The sequence below is a fragment of the Variovorax rhizosphaerae genome, from assembly GCF_037889975.1.
Classification (GTDB): domain Bacteria; phylum Pseudomonadota; class Gammaproteobacteria; order Burkholderiales; family Burkholderiaceae_C; genus Variovorax; species Variovorax rhizosphaerae.
The window spans coordinates 225,670-251,959 of sequence record NZ_JBBKZT010000002.1 but is presented as its reverse complement, the minus strand read 5'-3'; the positions used below and the strand labels follow the sequence as shown (position 1 = coordinate 251,959).

Genomic DNA, 26,290 nt, shown 5'->3' with positions numbered 1-26,290 from the left:
TGCGCTTGATTGCAAAGTCGTATCGCGGGCAGGCTCATTCGGCCTCGACCGTCACCTCGACCCGGCCGGAACGCACGGCGTCGGCCAGCACCTCGTGGTCGGCTTCGTTCTGGTCCGCATAGGCCACTCCGAATTTCATGATCGCCTTGTCGAAAGATTCGCTCTTGCCCAGGTAGCCGCTGATCTCCGCGGCCTCGCCCGAGCGCGCGTGGGCGCGAGCGAGCGTCCAGCCGCACAGCTCGGCGTACTCGGTCATCGAACTGGGTTGCATGATCTCGACCTCCGCACTGACCTTCATGTCCTTGAGCTGGCGCACGAAGTAATGGCGGCCATGCCGGCCCATGGTCCAGCCCAGGAAGATGTCGCTGGCAGACTGGATGCGCCGATAGCCGTTGACCACCCGTTGCCCTTCGTTCGGATACAGGCTCTTGCCCGCGTAGGGCGCCAGCACCGAGGCGCGTGCTTCCTTCACCTGCAGGAAGAGCGGATCGTCCTTGTTGGCCATCAACAGCAGCACGCCGCAGAAGGTGCCTACGCTGCCGACCCCGACCACCTTGAAGGCGATGTCCTTGAGTTCGTAGCGGTCGATCAGCGTGCGGCGGTCTTCCTGAATCGACTCGCGGTACATGGCGAAGGCTTCGCGGGCTTGCTCCAGCAAGGATTCCTCGTCGATGTTGCGCGGGTGGTAGACGAGCGGCGGGTTGTCCTTGATCGAGGGCTCCTCGCCCCGCATGGCGGCGAGCTTGGGGAAGTCGTGCTCAAGCACGCTGCGCGCGCGGGCCTGCGCGATGCGCTTTGCCAGGCGCTTGCGTCCGTCGGCGTTGCTGAGGGCGTCCACGGCCTGCTCGATCTCGATGCGCGAGTACCAGGTGTCCAGCGCCGACATCTGGCTGTACTCCGCCATGCGCTCCCGATACGAGCGCACGCAGGTCATCGCCGCATCGCGCGCCGAGCCTTCGCCGAAGCGGTTGTCGCGGCAAGCCAGGATGAAGCTGGCGGCCAGCCGCTTGAGGTCCCACTCCCATGGGGCGGGCAGCGTCTCGTCCATGTCGTTGAGGTCGAAGATCATCCGCCGCTCCGGCGTCGCGAAGGCGCCGAAGTTCATCAGGTGGCAGTCACCGCAGGCCTGCACGCGCAGGCCCGTGACGGGCGTGTTCGCCAGGTCGTGCGCCATGTTGAGCGCGGCGCCGCGGTAGAAGGTGAAGGGCGTGCGCACCATCCGACCCATGCGCAGCGGGATCAGGTCGGGGACGCGGCCCTTGTTGGACTGGTCGATCAGTGCCAGCGGACTGGGGCGATCGGGCGGCGGATTCCAAGCGCCATGGGAATCGCGTGGGCACTTCTCGCGCAGGCTCTTGCCGAGTGCCTGCTGCTCGTCGCGCGAGAGGCGAGGTCGGGTGGGTGCTGCGGGCTTCTGCTTGCTTTCCTTGGCCACATGGACTCCCGGCTACCGCGAATGCGGCCGTGGGCAAAGAGCGTAGCGCATGTCGATTTGTTTGGCACCATATGGCTCATGCCTATTGCCGCCACTGCCATTCTTTGCCTCGTGCTGTCCGTCTCGGATGGCGACACCCTCAAGGCGCTCTGCGACGAAGCAGCGCTGCCGCAGAACCTGCTCACGGTGCGTCTCGCCAGCATCGACGCGCCGGAAAGCAACCAGGCTTTCGGGCGTCGGGCCCGGCAGGCCCTGAGCGGGCTCGTGCTCGACAAGATGGCCCGGCTCGAATGCCGTGGCAACCCGGACCGCTACGGCCGAAGCGTGTGCAAGGTGATGGTGGCGCCGCCTTCATGCACACGCGAGCCGTGTGCGAGGACGCTGGATGCGGGGCTCACCTTGGTCACGCTGGGCCTGGCGTGGTGGGAGCCGCATTACGCGGAGGAACAGACGCCGCAGGAGCGCGGCCAGTATGAGTTTGCCGAGGTCGAGGCCAAGGGGAAGCATGCAGGCCTTTGGCGGGACGGCGATCCGGTGGCGCCATGGACCTGGCGCCAGGAACATCCGCGTCCGCGCTGAGGGCGCGACCCGTGAATGAATCAGTGGAGCGTGTTCGGTTCCTTCGATGCCGCGCGCGATTCCGCGCGCCGTTCGAGGGCCGCAATGCCGGCCCTCATGGCGGCGGTGTAGGTGGGCATCGGCCCGGCGGCGTAGTCGACGGGGACCGGGTTCTGGTCGGGTGCCTCCTGCTTCAGCAGGACCCAGCAATAGTGCCCCGGGATGGGCTCGTCGACGATCAGTTCAATGCTGTGCGCGTTCATGGCGTGTCCTTTCGCGGGGGCGTCAGCGCTGGCGGTTCTCATGCAGAACGAATGGCCTTGGCGGAATTGAAACGCCCGCATCCAGACTAACTTTTGTCGTAGCGGCAATCCAGTGGTTGGCGCTCCAAAGAAGGCCACGGATGTGATCGGTTGCACACTGGCGGCACGTCAATCGTGTAGGGAGGCAACGAAGGTTGACAAAAGAAGCGCCGCAGTCGTCGTGCACATCGCGTCCAGGGAAGGGAATCGCGTGAACGTCGAGTATCGGCCGCGTGCGGACGCGCTGGTTGCGTACTTCGCACGGGATTGCGCGAAGCCACGAGGGGTCGAATCGGCAACGGCTCGTCAGCGAGCCGTCGTGACAGGCAGGACCCGATGATCCATTGCCGCGACACCGCGTTCTCGCAGCACGTCACCCAGCACATCCGGAAAGTCCGTGATGATGCCGTCGACCCCCATGTCCAGCAGCCGCAACATGTCGACGCGCTGGTTCACCGTCCAGGGCAGTACCGTCATCTTCAGCGCCTGCGCCTGTCGGACTTGTGCCGGAGTCAGGTCGTTGAACGCTGGCGACCAGATCACCGGCGCCTTGCCGCCGGCGGAGGCGGCCTGCACCAACAGTGGCGTGGAGCCGAAGCTGGTGGCATCGAGGCCCAGCGTCCAGCGGCTGTCACGCAAGGTCCGCGGGCTCGTGAGATAGGCGCGTGGCAGGTCGGGCCCCAGTTGGCCGACCAGCGCGAGCGTGCGCCAGTCGAAGCTCTGGATGGTCACGCGCCGGGCCATGCCGGCCTTGTCGATCTCGGCGAGCAAGGCGCGCACCATCGGCTCGGGCGCGGCGGTCTCGTCGGGCCTGGTGGGGTCGATCTTGGTCTCGATGTTGAAGCGGACCTGCGTGTTGCCGCTTTCGCTGGCCAGTGCAAAGAGTGCGGCCAGTGTCGGGATGCGTTCTCCATCGCTGGGCTTCTGGCTGCTGAAGGGCTTGCCGTAGCTGCTGTCCGGATGGAGCCGGCCGACGTCATGGGCCTGGACTTGCGCCAGCGTCATCGAGCGGATCGTGGGGCCGACGGCCGGCAACCATGCGCCCCTGGCATCGCGCGTGTGGTCGGGATTGAGGGCGGTGTCGTGCGAGATGACGACCACGTTGTCGGCGGTCAGGCCGATGTCGAGTTCGAGCGTCGTCACGCCGAGCTGCATCGCGTTGCGGAACGCGGCCAGCGTGTTCTCGGGCGCGAGGCCGCGGCCGCCGCGATGGGCCTGGAGATCGAAGCTGCCTGCCGACGAGGCCGGCGGCGCGACGCAACCCACCAGCAAGGCTCCCGCCAACACCGAGATGCACCGGACAAGCGCCGTCACTTCAGTTCCACCTTGATGCCATCGTCCAGGACCGTGATCGCGCCGATCTCGTAGGTCTTGCGGCCCACGGTCAGTTCCTCGCGCTTGAAGGTGTGCAGCGGATAGTCGCGCAGCAATTCCTGCGCGACCACGCCGCCGACTTGCTGCAGCCGCGCAGCGTCGCGCCCGCCGAGGCCTTGCAGTTCGATGCGGTCGGCGCGCGGCTGGTCCAGCCGCAACGTCAATGCAGCAACGTCGTACTTCAATGCACTGCTGACCGACACGATGCCGCCGACCGCCGACGGCTGCATCAGCGGGCTGCCGATGACGACGATCGCCGAGATGGCTGCGCGGTTGTTGCGGGCATCCAGCGTCAGCCGCGGATCGCGCAGCAGCACCTCGAAGATCTCCGCATAGCGCTGCTGGACCGGAAAGCGCTTGACGATCTGCGCCTCCAGCTCGGCCCGGCTGGCGGTGTATTCGCTGGTGAAGAAGTTGAAGCCGGCGAGCGCGGGGAATGGCGTCGGCAGCAAGGCGGCGCCAACCAGGCCGCCGATGAGGCCGCGTCGTGAAAGTGAAGTCCGTTCGAGGGCTCTTGCGGAATCGGCTTCGCCGGCCCGCTGGCTGCGCCCGCTGGAGGTGGAGGCGCCGCAGGCGCAGTCGGGAGTGGGTCTCATGCTTTCGTGAGCTTGCCACAGCACGAACGTTCCGTGCCAGTGGTGCATTCGCCGGCTACGATGGGCGCCGCACAACGCCACGGAGGTGACATCGTGACCCCTTCCTCATCCGACATCGCGGCCCGGCGCCGCGCCTTCCGGCAACTGCACGCGACCGGCTGCTTCGTCATTCCGAACCCATGGGACGTGGGCAGCGCGCGCTACTTGAAGACGTTGGGCTTCAAGGCACTGGCCACCACCAGTTCCGGTTGTGCATGGTCGCTGGGCCTCGCCGATGGCGACATGTCGCGCGAGATGGTGCTGGCGCATCTGCGCGAGATGGTGGCGGCCACCGACCTGCCGGTGAACGCGGACTTCGAGAGCGGCTTCGCGGCCGATCCGCAAGGCGTCGCGGAAAGCGTGCGCCTGGCCATCGAGACCGGTGTGGCCGGCCTGTCGATCGAGGATTCGACCGGCGATCCTGCCGATCCGTTGCTGGACATCGAGGTGGCGGTCGCGCGGATTCGCGCGGCCCGCCATGCGATCGACAAGGCCGGTGGCGACACCCTGCTGGTCGGCCGCGCCGAGAACTTCTTTGCCGGGCGGCCGGACCTGGACGATGCCATCGCCCGGCTCAAGGCCTATTCCGAGGCCGGTGCCGATTGCCTCTACGCGCCGGGCATCCGCACCCGCGAACAGATCGAGATCGTGGTCGCGGCCGTGTCGCCGAAGCCGGTGAACCTGCTGGTCGGCTCGGCCAGCGACCTGACGATGCACGACATCGCGGCGCTGGGCGTGCGGCGCGTGAGCGTCGGCGGTGCGCTGGCGCGCGCGGCATGGGGCGGCTTCATGCGCGCGGCGCGCGGGCTGTCGGAGCAGGGCAGGTTCGATGGCTTCGCGGACGCGGCGTCGGGCGTGGAACTCAACGGCCTGTTCCGCGCATGACGCCGCCTCATCCCATCAGGATGGCTTCTTCGTCGACGCCTTCAGCGCGTTGAGCGCCGCGTCCGAGAAGATCTGGTGCCCGCGCGGCGTCGGGTGGAACGCATCCGACCACAGCCAGGTCGTCGCGGCGTCCGGAGCCCGCAACGTTGCCGCCGTGCAGAAGGCGGCGCTGGCCACCGTGCAGGCAGGCGCGTCGACATTCACCAGGCCGTACTTCGACGGGTTGGCCACGGCGTCCGCGAAGTCGGTCGCGGCGTCCACGTAGATCACGTTGCTCATGCCTGCGATGCCGGCCTGCAGGATCGTGTTGAACTGCGTCGTCCACGCGGTGATCTGCGACGCAGGCACCTTGGTGTAGCAGCCGGTGGTCTGGTAGGCATCGCTCAGGTAGTGCGCGCCGAAGGGGTTGCTGCCCCAGTCCGACGCCGCGGCCACCAGCACCACCGGCGCGCCGTTGTCATGGATGCGCTTGATGTTGGCGACCTGGGCATTGGCGGCCGTCACGATCTCGCTGGTTGCGCCCGCGATGGTGGCTTTGCCGCCGCCCGTGCCGGGCCCGTTGTCGTCGGTGCCCCAGCACACCGAGCTGAACTGCGCGTAGGTGTCATTGCCGCCGCCGTCGAGGATGACGAGTTCGCTGGCAGGGAACTTGGCGTGGCTGGCCAGGTAGCTGGTGATCTGGCGCGAGATCGGCGCCACGATCTGGTTGTTGCCGATGCCGCTTTCGCTGGGGAGTGCGTCGATGCGCGCGCCGCCTTCGGCATAGCCGTTGCCGCCAATCGCGGTAGCGGTGCCCACGCCGGCACCGGCCACGCCGCTGGCGGTTTCGTCCAGCGTGAGCGAGCGGTTCGGCTTCACGGTCAGGCCGAAGAAGCCGGCGATGTTCTCGACCCAGAGCTTGCCGGGGTTGACCGTGAACTTGCCGGGGTTGGCAGGGTCCCCGGTGGCGGCCGCATAGGTGCCGACGTCGCTGAGGCTGTCGCCGAAGACGGTGACCGAGGTGATCGCCACACGCGCATCGGGTGGCGGCGCCTCGGTCCTGGGGGGCGTGGTCACGATGGGAAAGCTGTAGCCGCCGCCACCACCGCCGCAGCCCACGAGGGCGCTGCCTAACACCACGCACATGGCGGTCAAGCGCAAGGCCTTGACGCTGCTCTTTTTCATCTGTCTGTCTCCGGGAGTTCAATCGATCGAGGTAAACGGGGATGGCGCGCACGCCAAGCCCCGCCGCGATTCTTGAAGTGCGTCCAGGAGTGCTGCGGTCGCGGAAATGACAGATGGAATGAGCCCGGGGGAAATCCCCGATGAGGTGCGCCGTTAGTTGATGCCTGCAAGCAACATACCGCGCGGTATCACGATGGCGAACTACCACCGGGGACGCGCATTTCAGAAGGCGGGGGAGCCGTTGCCGCCCGCACAAGAGGCATCAGCTCTTCAGCGTCGCCTTCATCGTGATCTCCGGCACGCTCGCCAGCGCCTTCGACAGCGGGCAACCCGCCTTGGCGCCGGCCGCGATCTTCTGGAACGTGGCTTCATCGATGCCGGGAATGGCCGCTTCGAGTTCCAGCGCGATGCGGTCGATCTTGAAGCCGTCGCCATCCTTCACCAAACGCACGGCGGCCTTGGTATCGATCGACGTGGCCGCCAGGCCCGCACCCTCCAGCGCGAAGGCAAAGGCCATCGTGAGGCAGCCCGCGTGCGCCGCGCCGAGAATCTCCTCGGGGTTGGTGCCCTTGCGGTCGTCCTCGAAGCGGCTGGCGAAGCCGTAGGGGTAGGCCTTCAGCGCACCGGTCTCGGTGCTGATCTGGCCCTTGCCGGTCTTGCCGGCGCCTTCCCAATGGACGCTTGCGTGCTTTTCGGGCATGTGGATTCCTCGCGTAGGGGTTGAACGACCTGCGGTTGTAGGTCGTCGCGGCGGACTTGTCTGTAGTCATGTGTCGCATCCCAGCCGAACGTCGCCAAGGTGACGCCATTGGGGCTTCCCTGATTTGGGATTGCTGCGCTGCCGCGTAGGCTCGGCCTCTCTCCAGGAGACCCAATGGACCGCCCGCATTACAAGTTCTGGCCCGCGCGCCTGCCGAAGTCGATCACCGTACCCGCCACCTCGCTGTGGCACAACTTGGCCACCAGTGCTGCCCGCTATCCAGACAAGCCCGCGCTGGTCTTCTTCGGCAGCGTCATCACCTACCGTGAGTTCCTGGCGCAGACCGAGCGCCTGGCCGGCACGCTGTACGCCCTGGGCGTGCGGCGCGGCGACCGTGTCGTGCTCGACATGCAGAACTGCCCGCAACTCGTGATCGCGCACTTCGCAATCCTGCGGGCCAATGCCGTGGTCGTTCCGGTCAACCCGATGAACCGGGCCGAGGAACTCAAGCACTACATCACCGACCCCGACGCCAAGGTCGCCATCACCACCGGCGACCTCGCGCCCGAACTGGCCAAGGCCAGCGACGCGCTGCCGCCGGCACAGCGCTTGGCGCACCTGATCGTCACGCAGTTCACCGACACTTTCGATCCCGCCGTGGAAGGTGATGAAGCCCCGGCCCCCGCCTGGCGCGACTGGCTGTTGACGCAATACCCGCCGGCCAAGCTCGAAGGCGGCCAGGTCATGACCTGGAAGGAAGCGGTCAACGCCGACCACGAGGCGCCACCGCACGTCGTGGGCGCCAACGACATGGCGCTGCTGCCCTACACCAGCGGCACCACCGGCCTGCCCAAGGGCTGCATCCACAACCATTCGAGCCTCAACCACAACGCCTTCGCCAGCCAGCTCTGGGGCCTGGGTTCGTCGGAAGGGGTGATGCTGGCCGTGGTGCCGATGTTCCACATCACCGGCACGGTGAGCCTGATGCACACGACCATCGTGTTCGGCGGCACCATGGTCATCATGCCGCGCTGGGACCGCGACGTGGCCGGCCGCCTCATTTCGCGCTGGAAGGTCACGAGCTGGACCAACATCCCGACCATGGTCATCGACCTGCTGGCCAGCCCCAATTTTGCGAGCTATGACCTCAGCAGTTTGGTCTACATCGGCGGTGGCGGCGCGGCGATGCCGCAGGCCATCGCGCAGCGCCTGCTCGATTCCTATGGCCTCAAGTACCAGGAAGGCTATGGCCTGACCGAGACGGCCGCGCCCTCGCATGCCAACCCCTTCGAGAATCCGAAGCAGCAGTGCCTCGGCATTCCGTACATGAGCACCGACTCGCGCGTGGTCGACCCGGACACGCTGAAGGAGCTGCCGATCGGCGAATCGGGCGAGATCATCACGCACGGCCCCGAGGTGTTCCAGGGTTACTGGAAGCGTCCGGACGCGACCGCGGCGGCTTTCGTCGACTTCGAAGGCAAGCGCTTCTTCCGCACCGGCGACATGGGCCGCATGGACGAGGACGGCTACTTCTTCATGACCGACCGCCTGAAGCGCATGATCAACGCGAGCGGCTTCAAGGTTTGGCCGGCGGAGGTGGAATTGCTGATGTTCAAGCACCCCGCGATCCAGGAAGCCTGCGTCATTGCGACCAAGGACGAGTACCGCGGTGAATCGGTCAAGGCGGTGATCGTGCTGCGCGCCACGCACAAGGACACCACCGAGCAGGAGATCATCGACTGGTGCCGCGAGAACATGGCGGTCTACAAGATCCCGCGCAAGGTGCAGTTCGTCGATACGCTGCCGAAGAGTGGCAGCGGCAAAGTCATGTGGCGGTTGCTGCAGGAGGCGGAGTCGGCGGTGAAGGGCTGAGCGTCTGGCGGTGCGGTTGCCGCCTGATACGCGTCTCGCGATTTTCTCCACGCCGAAGGCAGCAGATTCACCCCAGATGCACGACCGCCAAAGCCAGCGCGGTCCACAGGCCGATGAAAACCTGGAAGCCGATCAACAGCAACGGGTCTTCAGGCAGCATGCGCTTCTTCGTCCTGGCGATGCGCCTCGATCAGCGAGGTATAGAAGTCGATGGTCGCGTTGATGGCCGCGAGGTCGTTCCGTCGCAGCTTGCGGCCCGCGGTGACCGCCTCGGCAACCTTGCGCGTGAGCGGGTGGATCTGCTTGCTCAGCGGGCGCGCGGAGGTGCAGTGCGAGCGGATCTCGGCTTGCAGGATTTCAATCCAGGTGGCAATGGCGGCCAATGCGGTGTCGAACAGGGCGGCGGTTCCCTGGTCCTTTTGATCGATAACGTCGTTCATGCGAATTTTCCTGAAAAAGACGGCCCGCGGGAGGCGGACTGAAGTGCTCAGGTCGATGACTTGGTTCATTGACCCAGCGAACCTCGATTGGGCGCCAATCGTGGGTTCTCCGATGCAGGCAACTGGCGTTGCGTCGGCAGGAAACTTCTGCGTCAGCGGCAGAAAATTCGCCCTGCATTGACAGGCAGGCGACCGCGCCGCTCCGCCCGTGCCGGCGCGGGGGCGGCAACCTGCACCGGGCGAGCCGCAGGCGGTTGGGGCGGCAGTGGATCAGGTGTGGTTTGCGGGCCGATGCTCGGGCAGCGTCTCGGGAACCACGCGCGCGCTGCGCTGGTAAGTGCCATAGGCGCTGGCCCAGTCCATCAGCACGATCAGCCGGTTGCGAAAGCCGATCAGGAAGTAGACGTGTGCGAACAGCCAGAACAGCCAGGCCATGCGGCCGCTGAATCGCAACGGGCCCAGCGGCGTGCTCAGGTCGACCACGGCGGCGTTGCGGCCGATGGTGGCCAGGTTGCCGTAGTCGGCGTAACGGAACTGCTCGGTCGGCTGGCCGTTGAGCCGGCGCAGGATGTTGGCCGCCGCAGTGCGGCCCATCTGCTTGGCGCCCGGCGACACCCCGGGCACCGGCTTGGGCTCCTTGCCCTTGTGGTAGCTCATGGCGGCGGCCAGGTCGCCCACCACGCTGATCTCGGGGTGGCCGGCAAGGCTCAGGTCGGGTTCGACCTTGAGACGGCCGGCACGGTCGACGCTCATGCCGAGCGCTTCGCCCAGGCCGCGTCCCAGCGGCGACCCGGTCACGCCTGCGGCCCACACCACGCAATGGCTGTCGATCCTTTGCACGTTGGCGGGCGTGCCGTCCGCCCCGCCGCCGGTCTGGAAGCTCAGGCCGTTGGCATCGATGGCGGTGACCTTGGCACCCAGCTGCACCTCGACGCCCAATTCCTCCAGATGCACCTGCGCCTTGTGGCTCAGGCTTTCCGGCATGGCTTGCAGCACGCGAGAGCCTCCCTCGATCAGCAGCACCCGCGAGTCGGCCGGGTCGATGTGGCGGAACTCGCCCTTCAACGTGTGCCGCGCGATTTCCACCATCGTGCCGGCCATCTCGACACCGGTCGGTCCCGCGCCGATCACGCAGAACGTGAGCATGGCGCGGCGCTTTTCCGGGTCGGATTCTCGCTCCGCCGCCTCGAAGGCGAAGAGCACCTTGCCGCGCACGGTGAAAGCGTCCGCCAGCGTCTTCAGTCCGGGCGCGTGGGCGGCCCAGTCGTCGTGCCCGAAATAGCTGTGCGTGGTGCCGGCGGCAACCACCAGGTGGTCGTAGACGATGCGATGGCCGTCGGCCAGGATCACCTCGCGCGTGGCTGGCGCGAAGCCGCTGACTTCTCCCATCAGCGTCGTGACATTGCGCTGGTTTCGAAACAGGGTGCGAGCGGGCGCCGAGATCGAAGGCGCCGCCAGGCCGGCCGTGGCCACCTGGTACAGCAGGGGCTGGAACAGGTGATGGTTGGTGCGCTCGATCACGGTGATGTCGACATCCGCACGCTGCAGTGCCCGTGTCGCTTCGAGCCCGCCGAAGCCGCAGCCGATGATGACGATATGGGGACGGGCAGTGGGGGAGGACGGAGTGCTCATGCGGCTGATTATCCATGTCGCTTCAGGGGGTTCAGCCTGCGTTGCGCGGACGATTTGACAGGTGTAGGTCAAAGGTTTTGAGACGGTCCCGGCGCCTGAACGAATTTGTCCTACGCGCATCGATCGCGCTGATCGGCTACAAACACGCTTTGCCCGCGATGGAGACTGCATGAATCCGGACAGCCCGCTCGCGCAGGCGGCCGACACCCTGCGCCAGCAGTACCGTGCCGTGCGTGCCCACAGCCTCGCATTGGCGGCGCCGTTGTCGCCCGAGGACCAGTGCATCCAGTCGATGCCTGACGCCAGCCCGACCAAATGGCATCTGGCCCACACCACCTGGTTCTTCGAGACCGTGCTGCTGCAGCCGCATGCCCGCGGCTACCAGCCATTCGATACGCGCTTTCACTACCTCTTCAATTCCTACTACGAGGCCCTGGGACCGCGCCATCCCAGGCCGCAGCGGGGCTTGCTGACGCGGCCTTCGGTGGACGAGGTGCGTGCCTATCGCACCCACGTGGACGAGGCCGTGGAGGCGCTGATTGGCCAGCCGGGCGCGGGCGCATGGCCGCAGATCCAGGGGATCGTCATGCTGGGGCTGCACCACGAGCAGCAACACCAGGAACTGCTGGTGACCGACATCCTCCATGCGTTGTCGTGCAACCCGATGTTGCCGGCGTACCGCTCTGCATCCGGTCCGGCGCTGCGGCTGGCCGCCGTGCCGGCGCCGGTGCGGTGGCTGCCTCATGCGGGTGGTCTGGCTGAAGTCGGCCACGCGGGCGAGGGCTTCTGCTTCGACAACGAGACGCCGCGCCATCAGGTGCTGCTGCGGCCCTTCGAGATCGCGGACCGGTTGGTCAGCTGCGGCGACTATGCGCAATTCATTGCCGATGGCGGCTATCAGCGGCCCGAGCTGTGGCTCTCGGATGGCTGGGCCGCGGTGCAGGCGCAGGGCTGGCATTGCCCGGCTTATTGGCTGGCGCCCGACGATCCGCGCCTGGCGCTGCGTGGCCATGGCGCCGGCCATGCATCGGGCTGGCATGTGTTCGGTGTGCATGGCTTGCGCGCGCTGGAGCCCGAGGCGCCCGTGGCGCAACTGAGCTTCTACGAAGCCGCCGCGTATGCCGAGTGGGCCGGCGCGCGCTTGCCTACCGAATTCGAATGGGAGGCCGCAAGCAGCCTGCCCGGCATTCGGCAGCTCACCGGGCATGCCTGGCAGTGGACGCGTTCGTCCTATGACCCGTACCCGGGCTTCCGCCCGCTGCCCGGCATCGCGGCCGAATACAACGGCAAGTTCATGGTCGGGCAACTGGTGTTGCGCGGCGGTAGTTCGGCCACGCCGGACGGGCATGCGCGCTCGACTTATCGCAATTTCTTTCCGCCGGCCGCGCGCTGGCAGTTCACCGGGCTAAGGCTCGCGCGGGGGCTCTAAGACATGCGCAATCCATCGTTCAACATCGATTCGCTGTCGGCTCGCCAGGAGCAGCCCCTGTCCGACTTTGCGCAGGACATGCTTTCGGGCCTGGCCAGCAGGCCGCGCAGCATTCCGCCCAAGTACTTCTACGATGGCGCCGGCTCGGCGCTGTTCGATCGCATCTGCGGGTTGCCGGAGTACTACCCGACGCGCACCGAACTGCGCATCCTCACCGACCGCGCCGCGGAGATCGCCAACCACATCGGGCCGGCGGCCGAGATTGTCGAATTCGGCGCGGGTTCGCTGACCAAGGTGCGCCTGCTGCTGGATGCGCTGGAAACGCCCAGGCGCTACCTGCCCATCGACATCTCGGGCGAGCACCTGGAAGGGGCCGTGGCACGGCTGCGGGCCGACTATCCGGGCCTGGAAGTCGTGCCCATCGTGGCCGACTACACGCGCCGCTTTGCGCTGCCTTCGCCAGAGACGGTGGGTGGCCGCCGCGTCGGCTTCTTTCCGGGCTCGACACTCGGCAACTTCAGCCCCGAGGAGGCACTCGCCTTCCTGCAAAGCGCCGCGCGCATGCTGCGCGGCGGCGGCCTGTTGCTGGGCGTGGACCTGATCAAGGACCCGGCGTTGCTGCACGAGGCTTACAACGATGCGCAGGGCGTGACCGCGGCCTTCAACGTCAACCTGCTGCACCGCGCCAACGCCGAACTGGGTGCGGATTTCAGCCCCGGCAACTTCACCCATGCGGCCTTCTACAACGCGCCGCTGCAGCGCGTCGAGATGCACCTGGTCAGCAAGCGCGCCCATGCGGTGAGCCTGCTCGGCGAGCGCTTCACCTTTGCCGAAGGCGAGACCATCCACACCGAGAACTCGCACAAGTTCAGCATCGACGGACTGCGCACGCTCGCCGTGAAGGCGGGCTTCGGCATCGGGCCGGTGTGGACGGATGCGGACCGGCTGTTCAGCGTGCACTGGCTGCCCGTCGCAACGGCACAATAATCGGTTGCCCCGCGCGTTGCGGGATGTCCCCGGAGAATCTGGTCAATGAAAGCAATCTGGAACGGCGCCGTCATCGCCGAGAGCGACGACACCGTCGTGGTCGAAGGCAATCACTACTTCCCGATGAGCGCGCTCAACCGCGACTTCGTCACCTTCAGCAATCACCGCACCACCTGCGCCTGGAAGGGCTCGGCCAACTACTACTCGCTGCTCGTCAACGGCGAGCTCAACGCCGATGCCGCCTGGTACTACGCCGACCCGAAGCCCGAGGCCGAAGAAGTTCGCGACCGCGTGGCGTTCTGGAAGGGCGTGAAGGTTTCGGCGTAGATGTGCCGCCAAGACATGAACAGGCGTGGGAGTCCGCGCCCATGACCGACTTCGCACCCCGCTTCTGTTCGCCCGCGCAGCTCGACACCGCACTGCGCGAAGACGGTTACGCCGTCCTCGATCCACAGGCCGTGGCCGAATGGATCGGCCACTCGCTCGACGAACTCGACGCGATGCATCCGGACTGGGACAACCTGCCGCCCGACGACTACCTGAAGGACGGCGGGCGTTATCGGCAGCGCCGTCATGCCTGCTTCACCGTGGAGAGCGACGTGCTGCACCTGGTGCCGCATCGCGCCCACTGGCAGTCGGTCGAATACAACGCGCTGCATGGCGGCATGCAGCGCTGGTTCGCGCCGATGGAGGCGCACACGCTGGTGCAGCCGGCGTGGCAGCACCTGATGTTGAGCGTGGCCCGTGCCGCCAGCACCTTGCGCGGCGGGCAAACCTGGTACATGGAAGCGCACCAGTTCCGCATCGACACCGCAGGCGGCATCGGCCGGCCCACGCCAGAGGGTGCGCACCGGGACGGTGTCGACCTGGTGGCCGTGGCACTGATCGGAAGGCACAACGTCAAGGGCGGCGAGACGCGCGTGTTCGAGGCCAGCGGCCGGCGCGGCGAACGCTTCACGATGACCCAGCCATGGAGCCTGCTGCTGCTCGACGATGCCCGCGTCATCCACGAGTCCACGCCGATCCAGCCCTGGAACGAGAACCATGGCGGCTGGCGCGACACGCTGGTCCTGACCTGCCGGGCCGGCGCGTTTCAAGGCGACGGCATTTGAAAGTGTGAATCTGGCCGGCCGCCGATCGCAGGCTTGAAGTGCTGGCGCCCGTGCTCGGCAAGGTCATCGGCGGCGGCATGCCGCTCGCGGCCTTCGGCGGACCGCGCGCCGGCCTGGCAAGCGCTTCCGAACCTGTCGGCCCCCTGCCGCAACTTCGTTGTCGCCATGCCGGTGCACGGTTTAGCCCCGGGAACCGGTCTCCTGGCTGGCGCCTTCGCCGCGAAATCTTCTTGCCTTCGGCGCCCGTATCCACGAACGCTCGATCCATGGCTGGCACGGGCCTCCAAATTGCTTGCTTGAGGGTTGGCCGGGCTTGTGGGCTTGCTGTCCCGGTCCTACAGTCTTTCTGCCCGACGCACGTTAAATTGGTTTGCGCACCGCATGCAAGAAGGAGAGGTGGTCATGTTCAATCACATCATGGTTCCGATCGATGGCTCCGAAACGTCGATGACCGCGGTCAGCAAGGCCAGTGCGCTCGCGCTGGCCTTTGGCAGCCGCATCACGCTGATCCACGTGATCGACAACTACCCCTTCATCGGCGTGGGCGCGGACTATGCGCTGGGCCAGAACGAGTATCTCGCCGCAGCCACCACCAGCGCCAATGCGGCGCTCGCCCGCGGCGTGGCTGCGCTCGCGGCCGAGGGCCTGCACAGCGACCAGCGTGTCATCGACGGGCATGTGGTGCATGAAGGCATCACCGACACCGCCCATGCCATCGGTGCCGACCTGATCGTGATGGGCTCGCACGGGCGCTCGGGCATCGAGAAGTTGCTGCTCGGCAGCGTGACGCAGCGCGTGTTGCAGGACGCGCATATGCCCGTCCTCGTCGTCAAGACCTGAACGGCACGAGGCTTTCGAAGCGCATCTGCTGCTGCGTCGCAGGGTGCGTGAAGGCCACCGATGTCGCATGCAGGAGGAGGCGAGGCGCACGGGCTATCACCGCTTCGCTCGCATACAGCGTGTCGCCGAGGATCGGATGGCCGATCGACAGCAGGTGCACACGCAACTGGTGCGAGCGCCCGGTGAGCGGCTCCAGTTCCACATGCGTGGCGTCGTCGAGTTGACGCAGTGCGCGCCAGCGCGTCTGGCTCGGCTTGCCCGCCGCATCGATCTTCTGCAAGGGGCGGCGCGGCCAGTCGGCGATCAGCGGGGCATCGATCAAGGCCCAGTCCGCTGACACCGGCAACAGCCCGTCGACTACCGCTTCGTAGCGCTTGTCGACGCGGCGTTCCGCGAAGGCATCGCCCAATGCACGCTGCATCGCGGCGCTGCGGGCCATCAGCAGCAGGCCACTGGTCGCCATGTCGAGCCGGTGCACGATGAGCGCGTCGGGCCACCGTTGCTGGGCGCGGGCGCTCAGGCAGTCCTGCTTGTCCGGGCCGCGGCCGGGCACGCAAAGCAGTCCGGCGGGCTTGTCGAGGACGAGCAGGTGCTCGTCCTCGTGGATGGCGCGGACCGTGTCGTGCGTTTCATGAGCGAGGGAAATCATCGGGCGATCAGTGTAGGGAGAGATTGATCAAGTCCTCCGCGGACCGCGCATCCTCGGCTCGGGCGGTCTGCGGCGTTGCAACTCTTCGCCATAGCTTCGGCTATGGCTGCGGGTTGCGCCTTGCATCCCATCCCGACCCGAGGCGCGCGGCCTCGCGGCCGACTTGATCAGAGTCTCCTGGCGCGCGGCCCGTCGGCTATCCTCGAAGCGATGCCCGAGTCCCAAGCCGCCGCCCCTGGATTTTCCGACCTCACGCGCGAGCGGCCCTTCATGCACATGTGGATGTCGCGCCTGTTCGGCACGGCCGGCACGCAGATGCTGATGGTGGCCATCGGATGGCACATGTACGACCTCACCAGCAGCGCGTGGGACCTGGGGCTGGTCGGCCTCTTCCAGTTCGTGCCGGCGCTGTTGCTGGCGCTCTATGCGGGCCATATCGTCGACCGGCATCACCGGGGGCGCATCGTGGCCGCCTGCCTTTCCGTGCAAGCGTTGGTGGCGCTGGCATTGCTGGTCGCCGGCCACCTTCAACTCGATTCGCGCGGGCTGCTGCTGGGCCTGTCGCTGGTGCTGGGCGCGGTGCGGGCCTTCCAGATGCCCGCCCAGCAGGCGCTCACGCCGATGCTCGTGCCGCCGATCATGTTGCCGCGCGCGATGGCCTTCAGCTCGGCCGGCACGCAGGGCGCGATCATCGCGGGGCCGGCCATTGGCGGGCTGTTGTTCGTGGCCGGGATCAGCGTGGTCTATGGCGCCTGCATGCTGCTGTTCGTCGCGGGCGGCGTGCTGGTGGCTCGCCTGCGCTATGCCCATGCGCCGCCGCCCAAGGCGCCGGTGACGCTGCAGACGCTGTTCGCGGGGGTGGACTTCATCTGGCGGCGCAAGACGGTGCTCGGTGCGATTTCGCTCGACCTGTTCGCGGTGCTGCTGGGCGGCGCGGTGGCGCTGTTGCCGATCTATGCCAAGGACATCCTGCACACGGGGCCGTGGGGCCTGGGCCTGTTGCGCGGTGCGCCCGCCGTGGGTGCGCTGCTGGCCTCGATCGCGCTGACGCGCCGGCCCATCGAGCGCAACGTGGGCCGCACGCTGCTGGCGGCGGTGGCGGCCTTCGGCGTCTGCATGATCGTGTTCGGCATTTCGCAGAGCTTCATCGTGTCGCTGCTGGCGCTGGCGGTGTCGGGTGGGGCGGACATGGTCAACGTGGTGATCCGGCAGACGCTGGTGCAGTTGGAGACGCCCGACGAGATGCGCGGACGTGTGAGCGCGGTGAACTCGATCTTCATCGGCGCCAGTAACCAGCTCGGCGAATTCGAATCGGGCGCGACCGCTGCATTGATCGGGCCGGTGGGCTCGGTGGTGCTGGGTGGCGTGGGCACCGTGATGGTCGCAGTGGGCTGGCTGTGGCTGTTTCCGTCGCTTGCCAAGCGCGACCGGATCGTCGCCACTCCGGACGCGAAGTCGTCAGGAAAATAGCGCCGGCGCCCGCGAAGGGCGCCGAGGTTCTGGGGCCATTCCTGCCGTGCAAACAGCCGCGCGGCAGTTTGCGAGACCGCACGCCAGGAACGAGGGCGTTCAGTTCAGCGAACCGGCGCGGGTCGTACTGCCCCCGCGCGCTCCAACGCCGGGTTGTGGCCCAGGGTCAGCACGATGACGATGCCCACCACGGCGCAGCCGGCCAGGAAGTACAGGCCGGCGTTGTCGCTGCCGGTGCTGTCTTTCAGGATGCCGAAGATCTTGGGACCGAAGAAGCCGCCCAGGTTGCCGATGGAGTTGATCGCCGCGATGCCGGCCGCGGCCGCCGCGCCGCTGAGGTAGGCCGTGGGCAGGGTCCAGAACACCGGCAGCACCGCGAAGAAGCCGAAGCCTGCCACGCAGAGCCAGAGCATCTTCGTCGCCGCGCTGGGTGCCATCGCCGCGGCGATCAGGCCCACCACGATGAACATCAGCGGAATGGCCGTGTGCCACTTGCGCTCGCCGGTGGTGTCGGAATGGCGGCTCCAGAGGATCATGCCGATCGAACCCACCGCGTAGGGCAGGGAAGTGATCAGGCCGATCTCGATGTTGCCCAGCCCGCCGAAGGCCTTGACGATCTGCGGCAGGAAGAAGCTCAGGCCGTACTGCGGGATCACGGCCGCCATGTAGAGGAAGCCGAATGCGATCACGCGCGGGTTCATGAGCGACTGCTTCCACGACATGTGGTGCGCGCTTTCGCGGTTGGCGCGTTCGTCGTCGAGGCGCCGTTGCAGCCACGCCTTCTCTTCGGTCGTCAGCCACTTGGCTTCCTTCGGACGGTCCGTCAGGTAGTAGAGGACAGCAAAGGTCAGCAGCACCGCCGGGAGCGCCTCGATGATGAACATCCACTGCCAGCCATGCAGGCCGCCCATGCCGTCGAGGTTGAGCAGGAGGCCGGAGATGGGTGCGCCGATCACGGTCGAGATCGGGATGGCGAACATGAACAGCCCGCAGATGCGTGCGCGATACGCCGACGGAAACCAGAGCGTGAGATAGAAGATGATGCCGGGGAAGAAGCCGGCCTCGGCCACGCCCAGCAGCAGTCGCACGATGTTGAGCGAGGTCTCGCCGGTGACGAAGGCCTGCGCGCCGGTGATGATGCCCCAGGTGAACATGATGCGGGCGATCCACTTGCGCGCGCCGAAGCGCTCGAGCATCAGGTTGCTGGGCACCTCGAAGAAGAAATACGCCACGAAGAAGATGCCGGCCGCCCCGCCGAATGCGGCCGCGGTGAGGCCCAGGTCCTTGCTCATGCTGGCACCGGCGAAGCCGATGTTCACGCGATCGAGGTACGCGATGAAGTAGCAGAACATCAAGAACGGCACGAGCCGCCAAGATACCTTCGCCATGACCTGGCGTTCAATCGATTCCATGACCGTCTCCCTGACTTTGTCGTGAATTGGATGGGCTTCGGTCAGGCGACTGACCGGTCTCCACGATAGCCCTTGCACGTACAAACGCAAGGGGCTTTTGCAGGCAGTGCGGCTACAGGAACTGGTAGGCGAGAGGCACGTCGAGCGTGACGTTGCTGGTGGGCTCGGCCACGCAGGGCAGGATCAGGCCCTCGTCCCTTTCGTCGACGCTGACGCCGGGCCAATCGATCTGGTAGCGGATGGTGCCTTCGACCATGCGGCACAGGCAGGTGCGGCAGGTGCCGTTGCGGCATGAACTGGGGAGTTCCACGCCGGCCTGTTGCGCGGCGCGCAGCAGGGTCTGGCCGGGCATGGCTTCGAAGGCATAGCCGGCCGGCTCGATGCGCACCGTCCAGCGTGGTGGTGCAGGGTTTTCTGTGTTCATTGCGGCCCCCACGCTCGGCGGTCCTCGCTGCCCCCCGAGGGCCTGCGAGCTTGCCTGGGGCGGTCCTGCGCGGCGCTCAATGGCTGTCGCCGGGCTCGGCCAGTCGGTTGCGGCGGATGTCGCGCAGCATGAAGAGGTAGAGGCCCTCCACCTTTTCCCGCGCCCAAGGCGTCTTGCGCAGGAACTTGAGGCTCGACCCGACGCTCGGGTCATGGGTGAAGCAGCGCACCGGGATGCGCTGGCCCAGGTCTTCCCACCCGTAGTGGTCCGCCAGCGCGGTGACGATGGCTTCCAGCGTCAGGCCGTGCAGCGGATTGCGCGGCTGGGCGGGCGGCAATTCGCTCACTGGCTCACTTGTTCTTGAGCTTGCCGCGCGGGATCACTGAGGTGGTGACGGTAGGTCGCACCAGTTCACCGCCGACAGCGGGTGCCTTGGGAGGAGAAGTGTCCTTCTTCGGCTTCTTCGATTCCTTGTTGCTCTTTTGCTGACCTTTGGCCATGACGAACTCCATTCCGGATGCGAGGGATAAGAAGGGAATCAGTTTAGGGCAACGCGTGGCCCTGAGCGCGCAGCGACAATAGCGCCCCGATTCCGTTTGATGTTCGATCCATGTCCGATTACCAAGTCCGTCCCGCCGAGATGAGCGATTCCCGCGCCGTCGCCGAAGTCCATGCCGCCGCCGCACGCGCCGCCTATGAAGGCCTGCTGCCCGAAGACCAGTTGAAAGCGCTGGCGCCGGCGACGCGCGAGGCCAAGTGGCGCGAGGCCATCGAGTTCAGCGAGCCCCAGGTCCACGTGGCCGAACTCGACGGCCAGGTCGTCGGCTTCGTCGGCTTTGACCGTTCCCGCGACCCCAAGACCCCGTCCACGGCCGGCGAGATCTGGGCCATCTACGTCAAGCCCGAGCACTGGGGCAAGGGCGTGGGCGTCGCGCTGTGGGACGCCGCGCGCGAAGGCCTCGAGGAAGAAGGCTGCACCAGCGTCACCGTCTGGGTGCCGCTGCGCAACGACCGTGCGATCCGGTTCCATGAACTCGCCGGTTTCAAGCGCGAGATGAAGACCGCCCGGACCACTTCCGTCGGCGGTGTGAAGATCGAGGAAGTCCGCCTCAAGCGCAGCGTCGCCTGATGCGCATGCGTACCGCGATTGCCGCCCCGGACTGCTTCGGCTTGCCGCTGTCCGGCTGCTGACGCTGGCGTTGGCCAAGCCCTGATGAATTACCTGCTGGAGCGTTGCTGATGGCTGCGAGCCTTTTCCTGTTGCTGGATGACATTGCCACGGTGCTCGACGACGTCGCCGTGCTCACCAAGGTGGCGGCCAAGAAGACCGCCGGCGTGCTCGGCGACGACCTGGCGCTGAATGCGCAGCAGGTGTCCGGCGTCAAGGCCGACCGCGAACTGCCGGTGGTGTGGGCGGTGGCCAAGGGCTCCTTCATCAACAAGGCGATCCTGGTGCCGCTGGCCTTGCTGATCGGCACGTTCCTGCCCTGGGCGGTGATTCCGCTGTTGATGGTCGGGGGTGCGTTCCTGTGCTTCGAGGGCGTGGAGAAACTCGCGCACAAGTACCTGCACAAGGCGGAGCACGAGGCCGAGGTCAGGCAACACGTCGACGCCATCGCCACCCCGGCGGTCGACGTGGTCGCGGCCGAGAAGGAAAAGGTCAAGGGTGCGGTTCGCACCGACTTCATCCTGTCCGCCGAGATCATCGTCATCACGCTGGGCACCGTGGCGGACCAGCCTTTCTCGTCGAAGGTGGCGGTGCTGGTCGGCATCTCGCTCCTCATGACCGTGGGCGTGTATGGCCTGGTGGCCGGCATCGTCAAGCTTGACGACGCGGGCCTGTGGCTGAGCCAACGCGCGGGTGCGGCGCAACGGGCGCTGGGCCGCGGGCTGCTCGCATTCGCGCCCTGGCTGATGAAGGCCTTGTCGGTGGCCGGGACGGCCGCGATGTTCCTGGTGGGCGGCTCGATCCTGATCCATGGCGTGCCCGCTGCGGGGCATGCGGTCGAGGCGTGGGCTGCGGGCATTGGCGGGATCGGTGGAACGCTGCTCTCGATGGTGGCAGATGCGGTGGTCGGCATCGTGGCCGGGGCGGTCGTGCTGGCAGGAGTCGAGGGTGTGAAGAAGGTGTTGAAGAAATAGTGGCTTGCAACAGCCAATTCACGAGTGCCGGCTGTCACTCGCGAATCGACAGTTGCACGCCACCAGGCGCGACGATGCGGGCTCGGCCCGCGCCTTCTCAAGTGAGCTCGTAGTTCGTCGTCACGGCGGAATCGTCCTGCGCGCCCAGGCCGCGTGCCGTGGTGCCAAGGAAGGCGAGGTACGCCGCATGCGCGAGCGCGGCCGGAAAGCGCGACTCACGCGTGGCGTCGAGCACCAGCGACATGTCCTTGACGAAGATGTCGACGGCCGAGGTCACGTTGTCGAACTGGCCCGCGATCATCCTCGGCCCGCGGTCCGCCAGCATCCAGGAGCCGGCCGCGCCGCTGCTGAGGATTTCCAGCGTCAGGTCGAGTGGCAGGCCTTGTCGCTTCGCGAGCGCCAGCGCTTCGCCCGCGGCGGCCAGGTGCACGCCGCACAGCAGCTGGTTCAAGACCTTCATCTGCGCGCCGTTGCCCGCCGCGCCGAGGCAATGCACGGTGGCGCCGAAGGCCTGGAGCACCGGGCGCGCGAACTCGAAGGCCTCCGGCGTGCCCGAGCCCATGATCGTCAGCGTGCCGCGCGCGGCGCCGACCGCGCCGCCCGTGACGGGCGCGTCGATCAGCGAGATCGCGTGCGCCGACAAGCGCGCCTCGAGCGCCCGTACGTAGCCCGGGTCCATGGTGCTGCAGGCGATGAACACGGCACCGGCCGGCAGTTGACCGACCAGCCCGCCCTCGCCGAACAGCACCGCCTCGGTCTGCGCCGAATTGACGACGAAGCACACGACGATGCGGACCTGGGCCGCCATCTCCGCCAGCGAACTGGCGGGCGTGCCGCCCTGTGCCTGCAGCCAGTCGAGCGCGTCCGGACGCACGTCGCAGCCCACCACCTCGAAGCCCTTGGCCAGCAGGTTGCCGACGGCGCCGCAGCCCATGGCGCCGAGGCCGATGAGGCCGACTTTGGTCCTGGTGTTGAGGTGCGTGTCCATTGAGGGCTCGAGGCTGCGCGTCATGGTCGACGAGACCGGGCTCAGAGCCAGCCCTTGATCTGCTTGCCCATCGCCTCCGTGGAGATGCCGTACTTGTCGTGCAGCGTCGGCAGCGCGCCGGCATCCAGGAACGCATCGGGCAAGCCGATCTGGCGGAACGGCCGCGTGACGCCCGAGCGCATCAACAGGCCCGCGACCGCCTCGCCGAGACCACCGATCACCGAGTGGTTCTCGGCCACCACGACGAGCCGTCCCAGGCGCCGGACTTCGGCCAGGATGGTCGCCTCGTCGAGCGGCTTGATCGTCGGTACGTGCAGCACGGCGACGTCGATGCCATCGGCCTTGAGCTTGTCCGCGACCTCCAGCGAGCGCATCGTCATGAAGCCGCTGGAAATCACCAGCACGCCGTTGCCGTCACGGATCAGCTTGGCCTTGCCGAGTTCGAACTTGTAGTCGTACTCGTCGAGCACCAGCGGAACGTTGCCGCGCGGCAGGCGCATGTAGACGGGGCCCTGGTGGTCGGCCATCTGCGGCACGGCCTGCTCGATGTCGAGCGCGTCGCACGGGTCGATGATGGTCAGGCCGGGGATGCCGCGCATCAAGGCCAGGTCTTCCGTCGCCTGGTGGCTCGGTCCGTAGCCGGTGGTCAGGCCCGGCAGCGCGCAGCAGATCTTGACGTTGAGGTTCTCCTCGGCGATCACCTGGTGCACGAAGTCATAGGCGCGGCGGGTGCCGAACACGGCATAAGTCGTTGCGAAGGGGATGAAGCCTTCCTTGGCCATGCCGCCCGCGGCCGCCATCAGCAACTGCTCGGCCATGCCCATCTGGAAGAAGCGCTCGGGGTACTCCTTGGCGAACAGGTGCAGGTCGGTGTACTTGGCGAGGTCGGCCGTCATGCCGACGACCTCGGGGCGGTGGCGGCCCAGTTCGACCATGGCCTTGCCGAAGGGCGCCGCGGTGACGCGCTGGCCCTCGCTGGCTATGGAGGCAATCATGGCGGAGGTGGTGAGCCTCGGCTTCTTGTTTTCGATCACGGCGTTCATTACAGGGCTCCTTCGGTTTGGGTGCTGTCGACATGGCCGATGGCTTGTTGCCATTCGGGCGGATCGACTCGGATGAAATGGTTCTTGTCGCGGGTCTCGAGGAAGGGCACGCCCTTGCCCATCAAGGTGTCGAAGAGGATCACGCGGGGCTTGTCTTCCGCCAGCGCGCGGGCCGCATCGAAGGCCGCGATGACCGCGGGCATGTCGTTGCCATCGACGCGTTGCACGTGCCAGCCGAAGGCGGCCCACTTGTCGGCCAGCGGCTCGAAGCCCATGATCTTTCCGGAGGGGCCGTCGGCCTGCTGGTTGTTGATGTCGATGAGGCAGATCAGGTTCGACAGGCGGTGGTGGGCAGCGCCCATCGCGGCTTCCCAGGTCGAGCCTTCGTCGAGTTCGCCATCGGACATCGAGTTGTAGACGAAGGCCGGGTTGCCCTTCAGGCGCAGGCCGAGCGCCATGCCGACGGCGATCGGCAGGCCCTGGCCGAGCGAGCCGCCGGACATCTCCATGCCGGGTGTGTAGGTGACCATCCCCGACATCGGCAGGCGGCTGTCATCGCTGCCGTAGGTTTCCAGTTCGTCCTCGGGAATGATCCCGGCTTCGATGAGCGCTGCGTAGGCGGCGATGGCGTAGTGGCCGTGCGAGAGCAGGAAGCGGTCGCGGCCTTCCCATTCGGGATCCTCAGGCTTGTAGGTCATCGCGTGCTTGTAGGCCACGGCGAGCACGTCGGCCCATCCGAGCGCCTGGCCGATGTAGCCCTGGCCCTGGACTTCGCCCATGCGCAGGGCGTAGCGGCGGATGCGGTAGGCGCTTTGTTGGAGCGTGGTTAAGTCAGTCATGGAGTTTCCTTGCTTGAGTTGATGTTGGAAGCGCGGGTGGGAATCAGAGGAAGCCTGTCGAAATCCACGGAATCGCAGCCACCACGACCGTCCCGATGAACAGGGCGACCATGTAGCCCACGATAGGTTTCATGCCCTCGTTCGGATGGATTCGGCTGATCGCGCAAGCCGCGTAGTAGCCGACACCGAAGGGCGGTGCGAAGAGGCCGATGCCCATCGCAAGGGTCACGACCATGGCGTAGTGCACTTCATGGATGCCGACCTGGCGTGCAATCGGGAACAGCAGCGGGCCGAGCAACACGATGGCCGGGATGCCTTCGAGCACCGAGCCCAGGATGATGAAAGCCACCACCGACACCGCCATGAACGTGATCGCGCCGCCGGGCAGGGCCTTCATCGCATCGGCCAGCGCCGTCGAGAAGCCCGACTGGGTCAACGCCCAGGCCATGCCGGTGGCCGCACCGATGATGAACAGGATCGAGCCCGAGAGCGACGCCGTGCTGACCAGCATCGGATACACCCGCTTCCAGTCGAATTGCCGGTAGACGAGCAGCCCGGCGACGATCGCATAGACGATGCCGATGGTGGACACCTCGGTGGCCGTGGCGACGCCTTCGACCACCGCGGCACGAATCACCACAGGCAGGGCCAGCGCGGGAACCGCAATCATCAGCGACTTGCCGATCTCGCGACCCGACGCCTTGCGAACGCCCTCCAACGACTCGCCCCGATAGCGCCACCACACCAGCGCCGCCAGCGTCGCGCCGACCACCACGCCGGGCAGCAGGCCACCGGTGAACAGCGCCGCAATCGATACACCCGTCGCGGAGCCGATCGTGATCAGCACCAGGGAAGGCGGGATCGTCTCGGTCTGCGCACCCGTTGCCGACAGCAGGGCCACGAGGTCGCCGGGCTTGGCGCCGCGCTTGCGCATCTCCGGGAACAGGGCAGGCGCCACGGCCGCCATGTCCGCTGCCTTGGACCCCGAGATGCCCGACACCAGGTACATCGCGCCGATCAGCACATAGGACAGCCCACCGCGCACATGCCCCAGCAAGTTGGCCAGGAAGTTGACCATGGCGCGAGCGATGCCCGTCATTTCGATGAGCAGGCCCAGCAGCACGAACAGCGGAACCGCGAGCAGGATCAGGTGGCTCATGCCTTCGTCCATGCGGCCCACGATGACGACCGTCGGCGTGGAGGTCGTCAGCGCGATGTATCCGAAAGTCGCCAGGCCGAAGGCGAACGCGATCGGCAGTCCGAGCAACACCATGGCGCCGACGCCGAACACGAAGAAGATCAGCAGGTTCAAGTTGCCGAGCTTGATGAACAGCGGCCCAAGCAGCGCGACCGCGCCGACGACGAGGGCGACGAGGCCCACGGCCAGCAGTGCATCCTTGATCCGCCCCAGTCGGAAGATCTGCATCACGCCGACCAGCAGCATCAGCCCGAGGCCCACCGGCAGCGCAGCAGCCCGCCAGGAGTTCACGATGCCCATGGCCGGGGTCGTCACATACACCTCGTCCTGCGCGAACTCGTAGGCCGGATGCACCACGAAAGCCAGGAAGGCGATGGCCGAGGCGATGGCGACCAGGTCCAGGAAGGCGCGCTTTCGAGGCTCCAGCTTGCCGACCACGGCCGTCATGCGCATGTGCTCGCCGCGCTGGAAGGCCACGACCGAACCCAGCATCGCCAGCCACAGGAAAAGGATCGATGCCAGTTCGTCCGACCAGACCAGCGGCTCGTGCAGCAGGTAGCGGCTGGTCACGCCCATCAGCAGCACCACCACTTCGGCCAGCACCATCAGCGCTGCCGGGATTTCGACCAGCGTGGCGAGCGCCTTGTTCAGGGTCTCCAGCCAGGCAATCGGCTCGCGCCTGCCCGTGTCGACCGCGAATGCGGGATCATCTTGAGGAATGTTCATAGCTTTCTTTCAGGCGAAAGGGGGCCGCGGGCCT

The 26,290-nt window shown here is 66.8% G+C and carries 28 protein-coding genes; 11 read left to right on the top strand and 17 right to left on the bottom strand.

Annotated features, from left to right (window positions below; translation table 11 throughout):
* Positions 1-34: 34 nt before the first annotated feature.
* Positions 35-1,435: a DUF2252 domain-containing protein gene (locus tag WKW82_RS05035; RefSeq protein WP_340341151.1), complete on the bottom strand. Its 1,401-nt coding sequence runs from the start codon at positions 1,433-1,435 to the stop codon at positions 35-37.
* 78 nt (positions 1,436-1,513) lie between these two features.
* Between WKW82_RS05035 and WKW82_RS05030 the strand changes: the two genes are divergently transcribed.
* The gene (locus tag WKW82_RS05030; protein WP_340341150.1) at positions 1,514-2,014 is read left to right on the top strand and encodes a thermonuclease family protein; all 501 of its coding nucleotides are present in this window, start codon (positions 1,514-1,516) and stop codon (positions 2,012-2,014) included.
* 20 nt (positions 2,015-2,034) lie between these two features.
* Here the strand turns inward: WKW82_RS05030 and WKW82_RS05025 are convergent, their stop codons facing one another.
* The 3 genes from WKW82_RS05025 to WKW82_RS05015 form a co-directional block, all read right to left on the bottom strand.
* The gene (locus tag WKW82_RS05025; RefSeq protein WP_340341149.1) at positions 2,035-2,256 is read right to left on the bottom strand and encodes a hypothetical protein; all 222 of its coding nucleotides are present in this window, start codon (positions 2,254-2,256) and stop codon (positions 2,035-2,037) included.
* A gap of 345 nt (positions 2,257-2,601) precedes the next feature.
* Complete coding sequence (locus tag WKW82_RS05020) at positions 2,602-3,609, bottom strand: glycerophosphodiester phosphodiesterase (protein ID WP_340341148.1); 1,008 nt, start codon at positions 3,607-3,609, stop codon at positions 2,602-2,604.
* Entirely contained in the window at positions 3,606-4,265 is a 660-nt protein-coding gene (locus WKW82_RS05015; protein ID WP_340341147.1) for a DUF1439 domain-containing protein, read from the bottom strand. Before WKW82_RS05015 ends, WKW82_RS05020 begins: the two co-directional genes overlap by 4 nt.
* A 93-nt stretch (positions 4,266-4,358) precedes the next feature.
* Here WKW82_RS05015 and WKW82_RS05010 point away from each other — a divergent pair, with 93 nt between their 5' ends.
* On the top strand, positions 4,359-5,189 hold the full coding sequence (locus WKW82_RS05010; RefSeq protein ID WP_422823414.1) for an isocitrate lyase/PEP mutase family protein: 831 nt from the start codon (positions 4,359-4,361) through the stop codon (positions 5,187-5,189).
* A 15-nt stretch (positions 5,190-5,204) separates the two neighbouring features.
* Here WKW82_RS05010 and WKW82_RS05005 read toward each other — a convergent pair whose 3' ends face one another.
* Together WKW82_RS05005 and WKW82_RS05000 are read right to left on the bottom strand one after the other, a co-directional pair.
* Positions 5,205-6,353, bottom strand: coding sequence for an SGNH/GDSL hydrolase family protein (locus WKW82_RS05005; RefSeq protein WP_340341146.1), 1,149 nt, complete (start codon positions 6,351-6,353; stop codon positions 5,205-5,207).
* A gap of 262 nt (positions 6,354-6,615) precedes the next feature.
* Positions 6,616-7,053: an OsmC family protein gene (locus tag WKW82_RS05000; RefSeq protein ID WP_340341145.1), complete on the bottom strand. Its 438-nt coding sequence runs from the start codon at positions 7,051-7,053 to the stop codon at positions 6,616-6,618.
* A 174-nt stretch (positions 7,054-7,227) separates the two neighbouring features.
* On the opposite strand from WKW82_RS05000, the gene WKW82_RS04995 reads away from it, so the two are divergent.
* On the top strand, positions 7,228-8,925 hold the full coding sequence (locus WKW82_RS04995; RefSeq protein ID WP_340341144.1) for a long-chain fatty acid--CoA ligase: 1,698 nt from the start codon (positions 7,228-7,230) through the stop codon (positions 8,923-8,925).
* 149 nt (positions 8,926-9,074) lie between these two features.
* Here WKW82_RS04995 and WKW82_RS04990 read toward each other — a convergent pair whose 3' ends face one another.
* Together WKW82_RS04990 and WKW82_RS04985 are read right to left on the bottom strand one after the other, a co-directional pair.
* Complete coding sequence (locus tag WKW82_RS04990; protein WP_340341143.1) at positions 9,075-9,365, bottom strand: hypothetical protein; 291 nt, start codon at positions 9,363-9,365, stop codon at positions 9,075-9,077.
* 270 nt (positions 9,366-9,635) lie between these two features.
* Complete coding sequence (locus tag WKW82_RS04985) at positions 9,636-10,997, bottom strand: NAD(P)/FAD-dependent oxidoreductase (RefSeq protein ID WP_340341142.1); 1,362 nt, start codon at positions 10,995-10,997, stop codon at positions 9,636-9,638.
* A gap of 169 nt (positions 10,998-11,166) precedes the next feature.
* Between WKW82_RS04985 and egtB the strand changes: the two genes are divergently transcribed.
* The 5 genes from egtB (at position 11,167) to WKW82_RS04960 (ending at position 15,365) form a co-directional block, all read left to right on the top strand.
* Entirely contained in the window at positions 11,167-12,426 is a 1,260-nt protein-coding gene (egtB, locus tag WKW82_RS04980; protein ID WP_340341141.1) for an ergothioneine biosynthesis protein EgtB, read from the top strand.
* 3 nt (positions 12,427-12,429) lie between these two features.
* Positions 12,430-13,413: an L-histidine N(alpha)-methyltransferase gene (gene egtD / locus WKW82_RS04975; protein ID WP_340341140.1), complete on the top strand. Its 984-nt coding sequence runs from the start codon at positions 12,430-12,432 to the stop codon at positions 13,411-13,413.
* 45 nt (positions 13,414-13,458) lie between these two features.
* Positions 13,459-13,740, top strand: a complete 282-nt coding sequence (locus WKW82_RS04970) for a DUF427 domain-containing protein (RefSeq protein WP_340341139.1) — start codon at positions 13,459-13,461, stop codon at positions 13,738-13,740.
* Between the two features lie 41 nt (positions 13,741-13,781).
* A complete protein-coding gene (locus WKW82_RS04965; protein ID WP_340341138.1) occupies positions 13,782-14,525 on the top strand; it encodes a 2OG-Fe dioxygenase family protein in 744 nt (247 codons plus the stop codon).
* A 402-nt stretch (positions 14,526-14,927) separates the two neighbouring features.
* Positions 14,928-15,365, top strand: coding sequence for a universal stress protein (locus tag WKW82_RS04960; protein WP_213958330.1), 438 nt, complete (start codon positions 14,928-14,930; stop codon positions 15,363-15,365).
* Here WKW82_RS04960 and WKW82_RS04955 read toward each other — a convergent pair.
* Positions 15,355-16,014, bottom strand: a complete 660-nt coding sequence (locus WKW82_RS04955; protein ID WP_340341137.1) for an RluA family pseudouridine synthase — start codon at positions 16,012-16,014, stop codon at positions 15,355-15,357. The two genes, WKW82_RS04960 and WKW82_RS04955, sit on opposite strands and share 11 nt — an antisense overlap.
* 210 nt (positions 16,015-16,224) lie before the next feature.
* Between WKW82_RS04955 and WKW82_RS04950 the strand changes: the two genes are divergently transcribed.
* A complete protein-coding gene (locus tag WKW82_RS04950; protein ID WP_340341136.1) occupies positions 16,225-17,484 on the top strand; it encodes an MFS transporter in 1,260 nt (419 codons plus the stop codon).
* Positions 17,485-17,588: 104 nt separating this feature from the next.
* On the opposite strand, the gene WKW82_RS04945 is transcribed toward WKW82_RS04950, so the two are convergent.
* The 4 genes from WKW82_RS04945 to WKW82_RS04930 all read right to left on the bottom strand — a co-directional run bounded on the left by WKW82_RS04945 (position 17,589) and on the right by WKW82_RS04930 (position 19,820).
* Entirely contained in the window at positions 17,589-18,896 is a 1,308-nt protein-coding gene (locus WKW82_RS04945; protein ID WP_340341135.1) for an MFS transporter, read from the bottom strand.
* A 112-nt stretch (positions 18,897-19,008) separates the two neighbouring features.
* Entirely contained in the window at positions 19,009-19,320 is a 312-nt protein-coding gene (locus WKW82_RS04940) for a 2Fe-2S iron-sulfur cluster-binding protein (protein ID WP_340341134.1), read from the bottom strand.
* Between the two features lie 76 nt (positions 19,321-19,396).
* Positions 19,397-19,666 carry a VF530 family protein gene (locus WKW82_RS04935; RefSeq protein WP_340341133.1) on the bottom strand — a complete coding sequence of 90 codons (270 nt, stop codon included), beginning with the start codon at positions 19,664-19,666 and terminating at the stop codon, positions 19,397-19,399.
* A 4-nt stretch (positions 19,667-19,670) separates the two neighbouring features.
* A complete protein-coding gene (locus WKW82_RS04930; protein ID WP_340341132.1) occupies positions 19,671-19,820 on the bottom strand; it encodes a hypothetical protein in 150 nt (49 codons plus the stop codon).
* Positions 19,821-19,930: 110 nt separating this feature from the next.
* Between WKW82_RS04930 and WKW82_RS04925 the strand changes: the two genes are divergently transcribed.
* Together WKW82_RS04925 and WKW82_RS04920 are read left to right on the top strand one after the other, a co-directional pair.
* Positions 19,931-20,449: a GNAT family N-acetyltransferase gene (locus WKW82_RS04925; protein ID WP_340341131.1), complete on the top strand. Its 519-nt coding sequence runs from the start codon at positions 19,931-19,933 to the stop codon at positions 20,447-20,449.
* A 110-nt stretch (positions 20,450-20,559) separates the two neighbouring features.
* Positions 20,560-21,462, top strand: a complete 903-nt coding sequence (locus tag WKW82_RS04920) for a DUF808 domain-containing protein (RefSeq protein ID WP_340341130.1) — start codon at positions 20,560-20,562, stop codon at positions 21,460-21,462.
* 97 nt (positions 21,463-21,559) lie between these two features.
* Here WKW82_RS04920 and WKW82_RS04915 read toward each other — a convergent pair whose 3' ends face one another.
* From WKW82_RS04915 to WKW82_RS04900, 4 genes are read right to left on the bottom strand one after another with little or no spacing between them, the layout of a single operon-like run.
* Positions 21,560-22,450: an NAD(P)-dependent oxidoreductase gene (locus WKW82_RS04915; RefSeq protein ID WP_340341129.1), complete on the bottom strand. Its 891-nt coding sequence runs from the start codon at positions 22,448-22,450 to the stop codon at positions 21,560-21,562.
* A gap of 41 nt (positions 22,451-22,491) precedes the next feature.
* Positions 22,492-23,493, bottom strand: a complete 1,002-nt coding sequence (locus WKW82_RS04910) for a transketolase family protein (protein ID WP_340341128.1) — start codon at positions 23,491-23,493, stop codon at positions 22,492-22,494.
* On the bottom strand, positions 23,493-24,332 hold the full coding sequence (locus WKW82_RS04905) for a transketolase (protein WP_340341127.1): 840 nt from the start codon (positions 24,330-24,332) through the stop codon (positions 23,493-23,495). The genes WKW82_RS04910 and WKW82_RS04905 overlap by 1 nt, the downstream gene beginning before the upstream one ends.
* A 43-nt stretch (positions 24,333-24,375) precedes the next feature.
* On the bottom strand, positions 24,376-26,256 hold the full coding sequence (locus tag WKW82_RS04900; RefSeq protein WP_340341126.1) for a TRAP transporter large permease: 1,881 nt from the start codon (positions 26,254-26,256) through the stop codon (positions 24,376-24,378).
* Positions 26,257-26,290 lie beyond the last annotated feature (34 nt).

Coding starts and splice junctions, on each gene's coding strand:
- WKW82_RS05030 (WP_340341150.1), top strand. CDS start 1,514: ATGCCTATTGCCGCCACTGCCATTCTTTGCCTCGTGCTGTCCGTCTCG.
- WKW82_RS05025 (WP_340341149.1), bottom strand. CDS start 2,256: ATGAACGCGCACAGCATTGAACTGATCGTCGACGAGCCCATCCCGGGG.
- WKW82_RS05015 (WP_340341147.1), bottom strand. CDS start 4,265: ATGAGACCCACTCCCGACTGCGCCTGCGGCGCCTCCACCTCCAGCGGG.
- WKW82_RS05005 (WP_340341146.1), bottom strand. CDS start 6,353: ATGAAAAAGAGCAGCGTCAAGGCCTTGCGCTTGACCGCCATGTGCGTG.
- WKW82_RS05000 (WP_340341145.1), bottom strand. CDS start 7,053: ATGCCCGAAAAGCACGCAAGCGTCCATTGGGAAGGCGCCGGCAAGACC.
- WKW82_RS04995 (WP_340341144.1), top strand. CDS start 7,228: ATGGACCGCCCGCATTACAAGTTCTGGCCCGCGCGCCTGCCGAAGTCG.
- WKW82_RS04990 (WP_340341143.1), bottom strand. CDS start 9,365: ATGAACGACGTTATCGATCAAAAGGACCAGGGAACCGCCGCCCTGTTC.
- WKW82_RS04985 (WP_340341142.1), bottom strand. CDS start 10,997: ATGAGCACTCCGTCCTCCCCCACTGCCCGTCCCCATATCGTCATCATC.
- egtB (WP_340341141.1), top strand. CDS start 11,167: ATGAATCCGGACAGCCCGCTCGCGCAGGCGGCCGACACCCTGCGCCAG.
- egtD (WP_340341140.1), top strand. CDS start 12,430: ATGCGCAATCCATCGTTCAACATCGATTCGCTGTCGGCTCGCCAGGAG.
- WKW82_RS04970 (WP_340341139.1), top strand. CDS start 13,459: ATGAAAGCAATCTGGAACGGCGCCGTCATCGCCGAGAGCGACGACACC.
- WKW82_RS04965 (WP_340341138.1), top strand. CDS start 13,782: ATGACCGACTTCGCACCCCGCTTCTGTTCGCCCGCGCAGCTCGACACC.
- WKW82_RS04960 (WP_213958330.1), top strand. CDS start 14,928: ATGTTCAATCACATCATGGTTCCGATCGATGGCTCCGAAACGTCGATG.
- WKW82_RS04955 (WP_340341137.1), bottom strand. CDS start 16,014: ATGATTTCCCTCGCTCATGAAACGCACGACACGGTCCGCGCCATCCAC.
- WKW82_RS04950 (WP_340341136.1), top strand. CDS start 16,225: ATGCCCGAGTCCCAAGCCGCCGCCCCTGGATTTTCCGACCTCACGCGC.
- WKW82_RS04945 (WP_340341135.1), bottom strand. CDS start 18,896: ATGGAATCGATTGAACGCCAGGTCATGGCGAAGGTATCTTGGCGGCTC.
- WKW82_RS04940 (WP_340341134.1), bottom strand. CDS start 19,320: ATGAACACAGAAAACCCTGCACCACCACGCTGGACGGTGCGCATCGAG.
- WKW82_RS04930 (WP_340341132.1), bottom strand. CDS start 19,820: ATGGCCAAAGGTCAGCAAAAGAGCAACAAGGAATCGAAGAAGCCGAAG.
- WKW82_RS04925 (WP_340341131.1), top strand. CDS start 19,931: ATGTCCGATTACCAAGTCCGTCCCGCCGAGATGAGCGATTCCCGCGCC.
- WKW82_RS04920 (WP_340341130.1), top strand. CDS start 20,560: ATGGCTGCGAGCCTTTTCCTGTTGCTGGATGACATTGCCACGGTGCTC.
- WKW82_RS04915 (WP_340341129.1), bottom strand. CDS start 22,450: ATGGACACGCACCTCAACACCAGGACCAAAGTCGGCCTCATCGGCCTC.
- WKW82_RS04910 (WP_340341128.1), bottom strand. CDS start 23,493: ATGAACGCCGTGATCGAAAACAAGAAGCCGAGGCTCACCACCTCCGCC.
- WKW82_RS04905 (WP_340341127.1), bottom strand. CDS start 24,332: ATGACTGACTTAACCACGCTCCAACAAAGCGCCTACCGCATCCGCCGC.
- WKW82_RS04900 (WP_340341126.1), bottom strand. CDS start 26,256: ATGAACATTCCTCAAGATGATCCCGCATTCGCGGTCGACACGGGCAGG.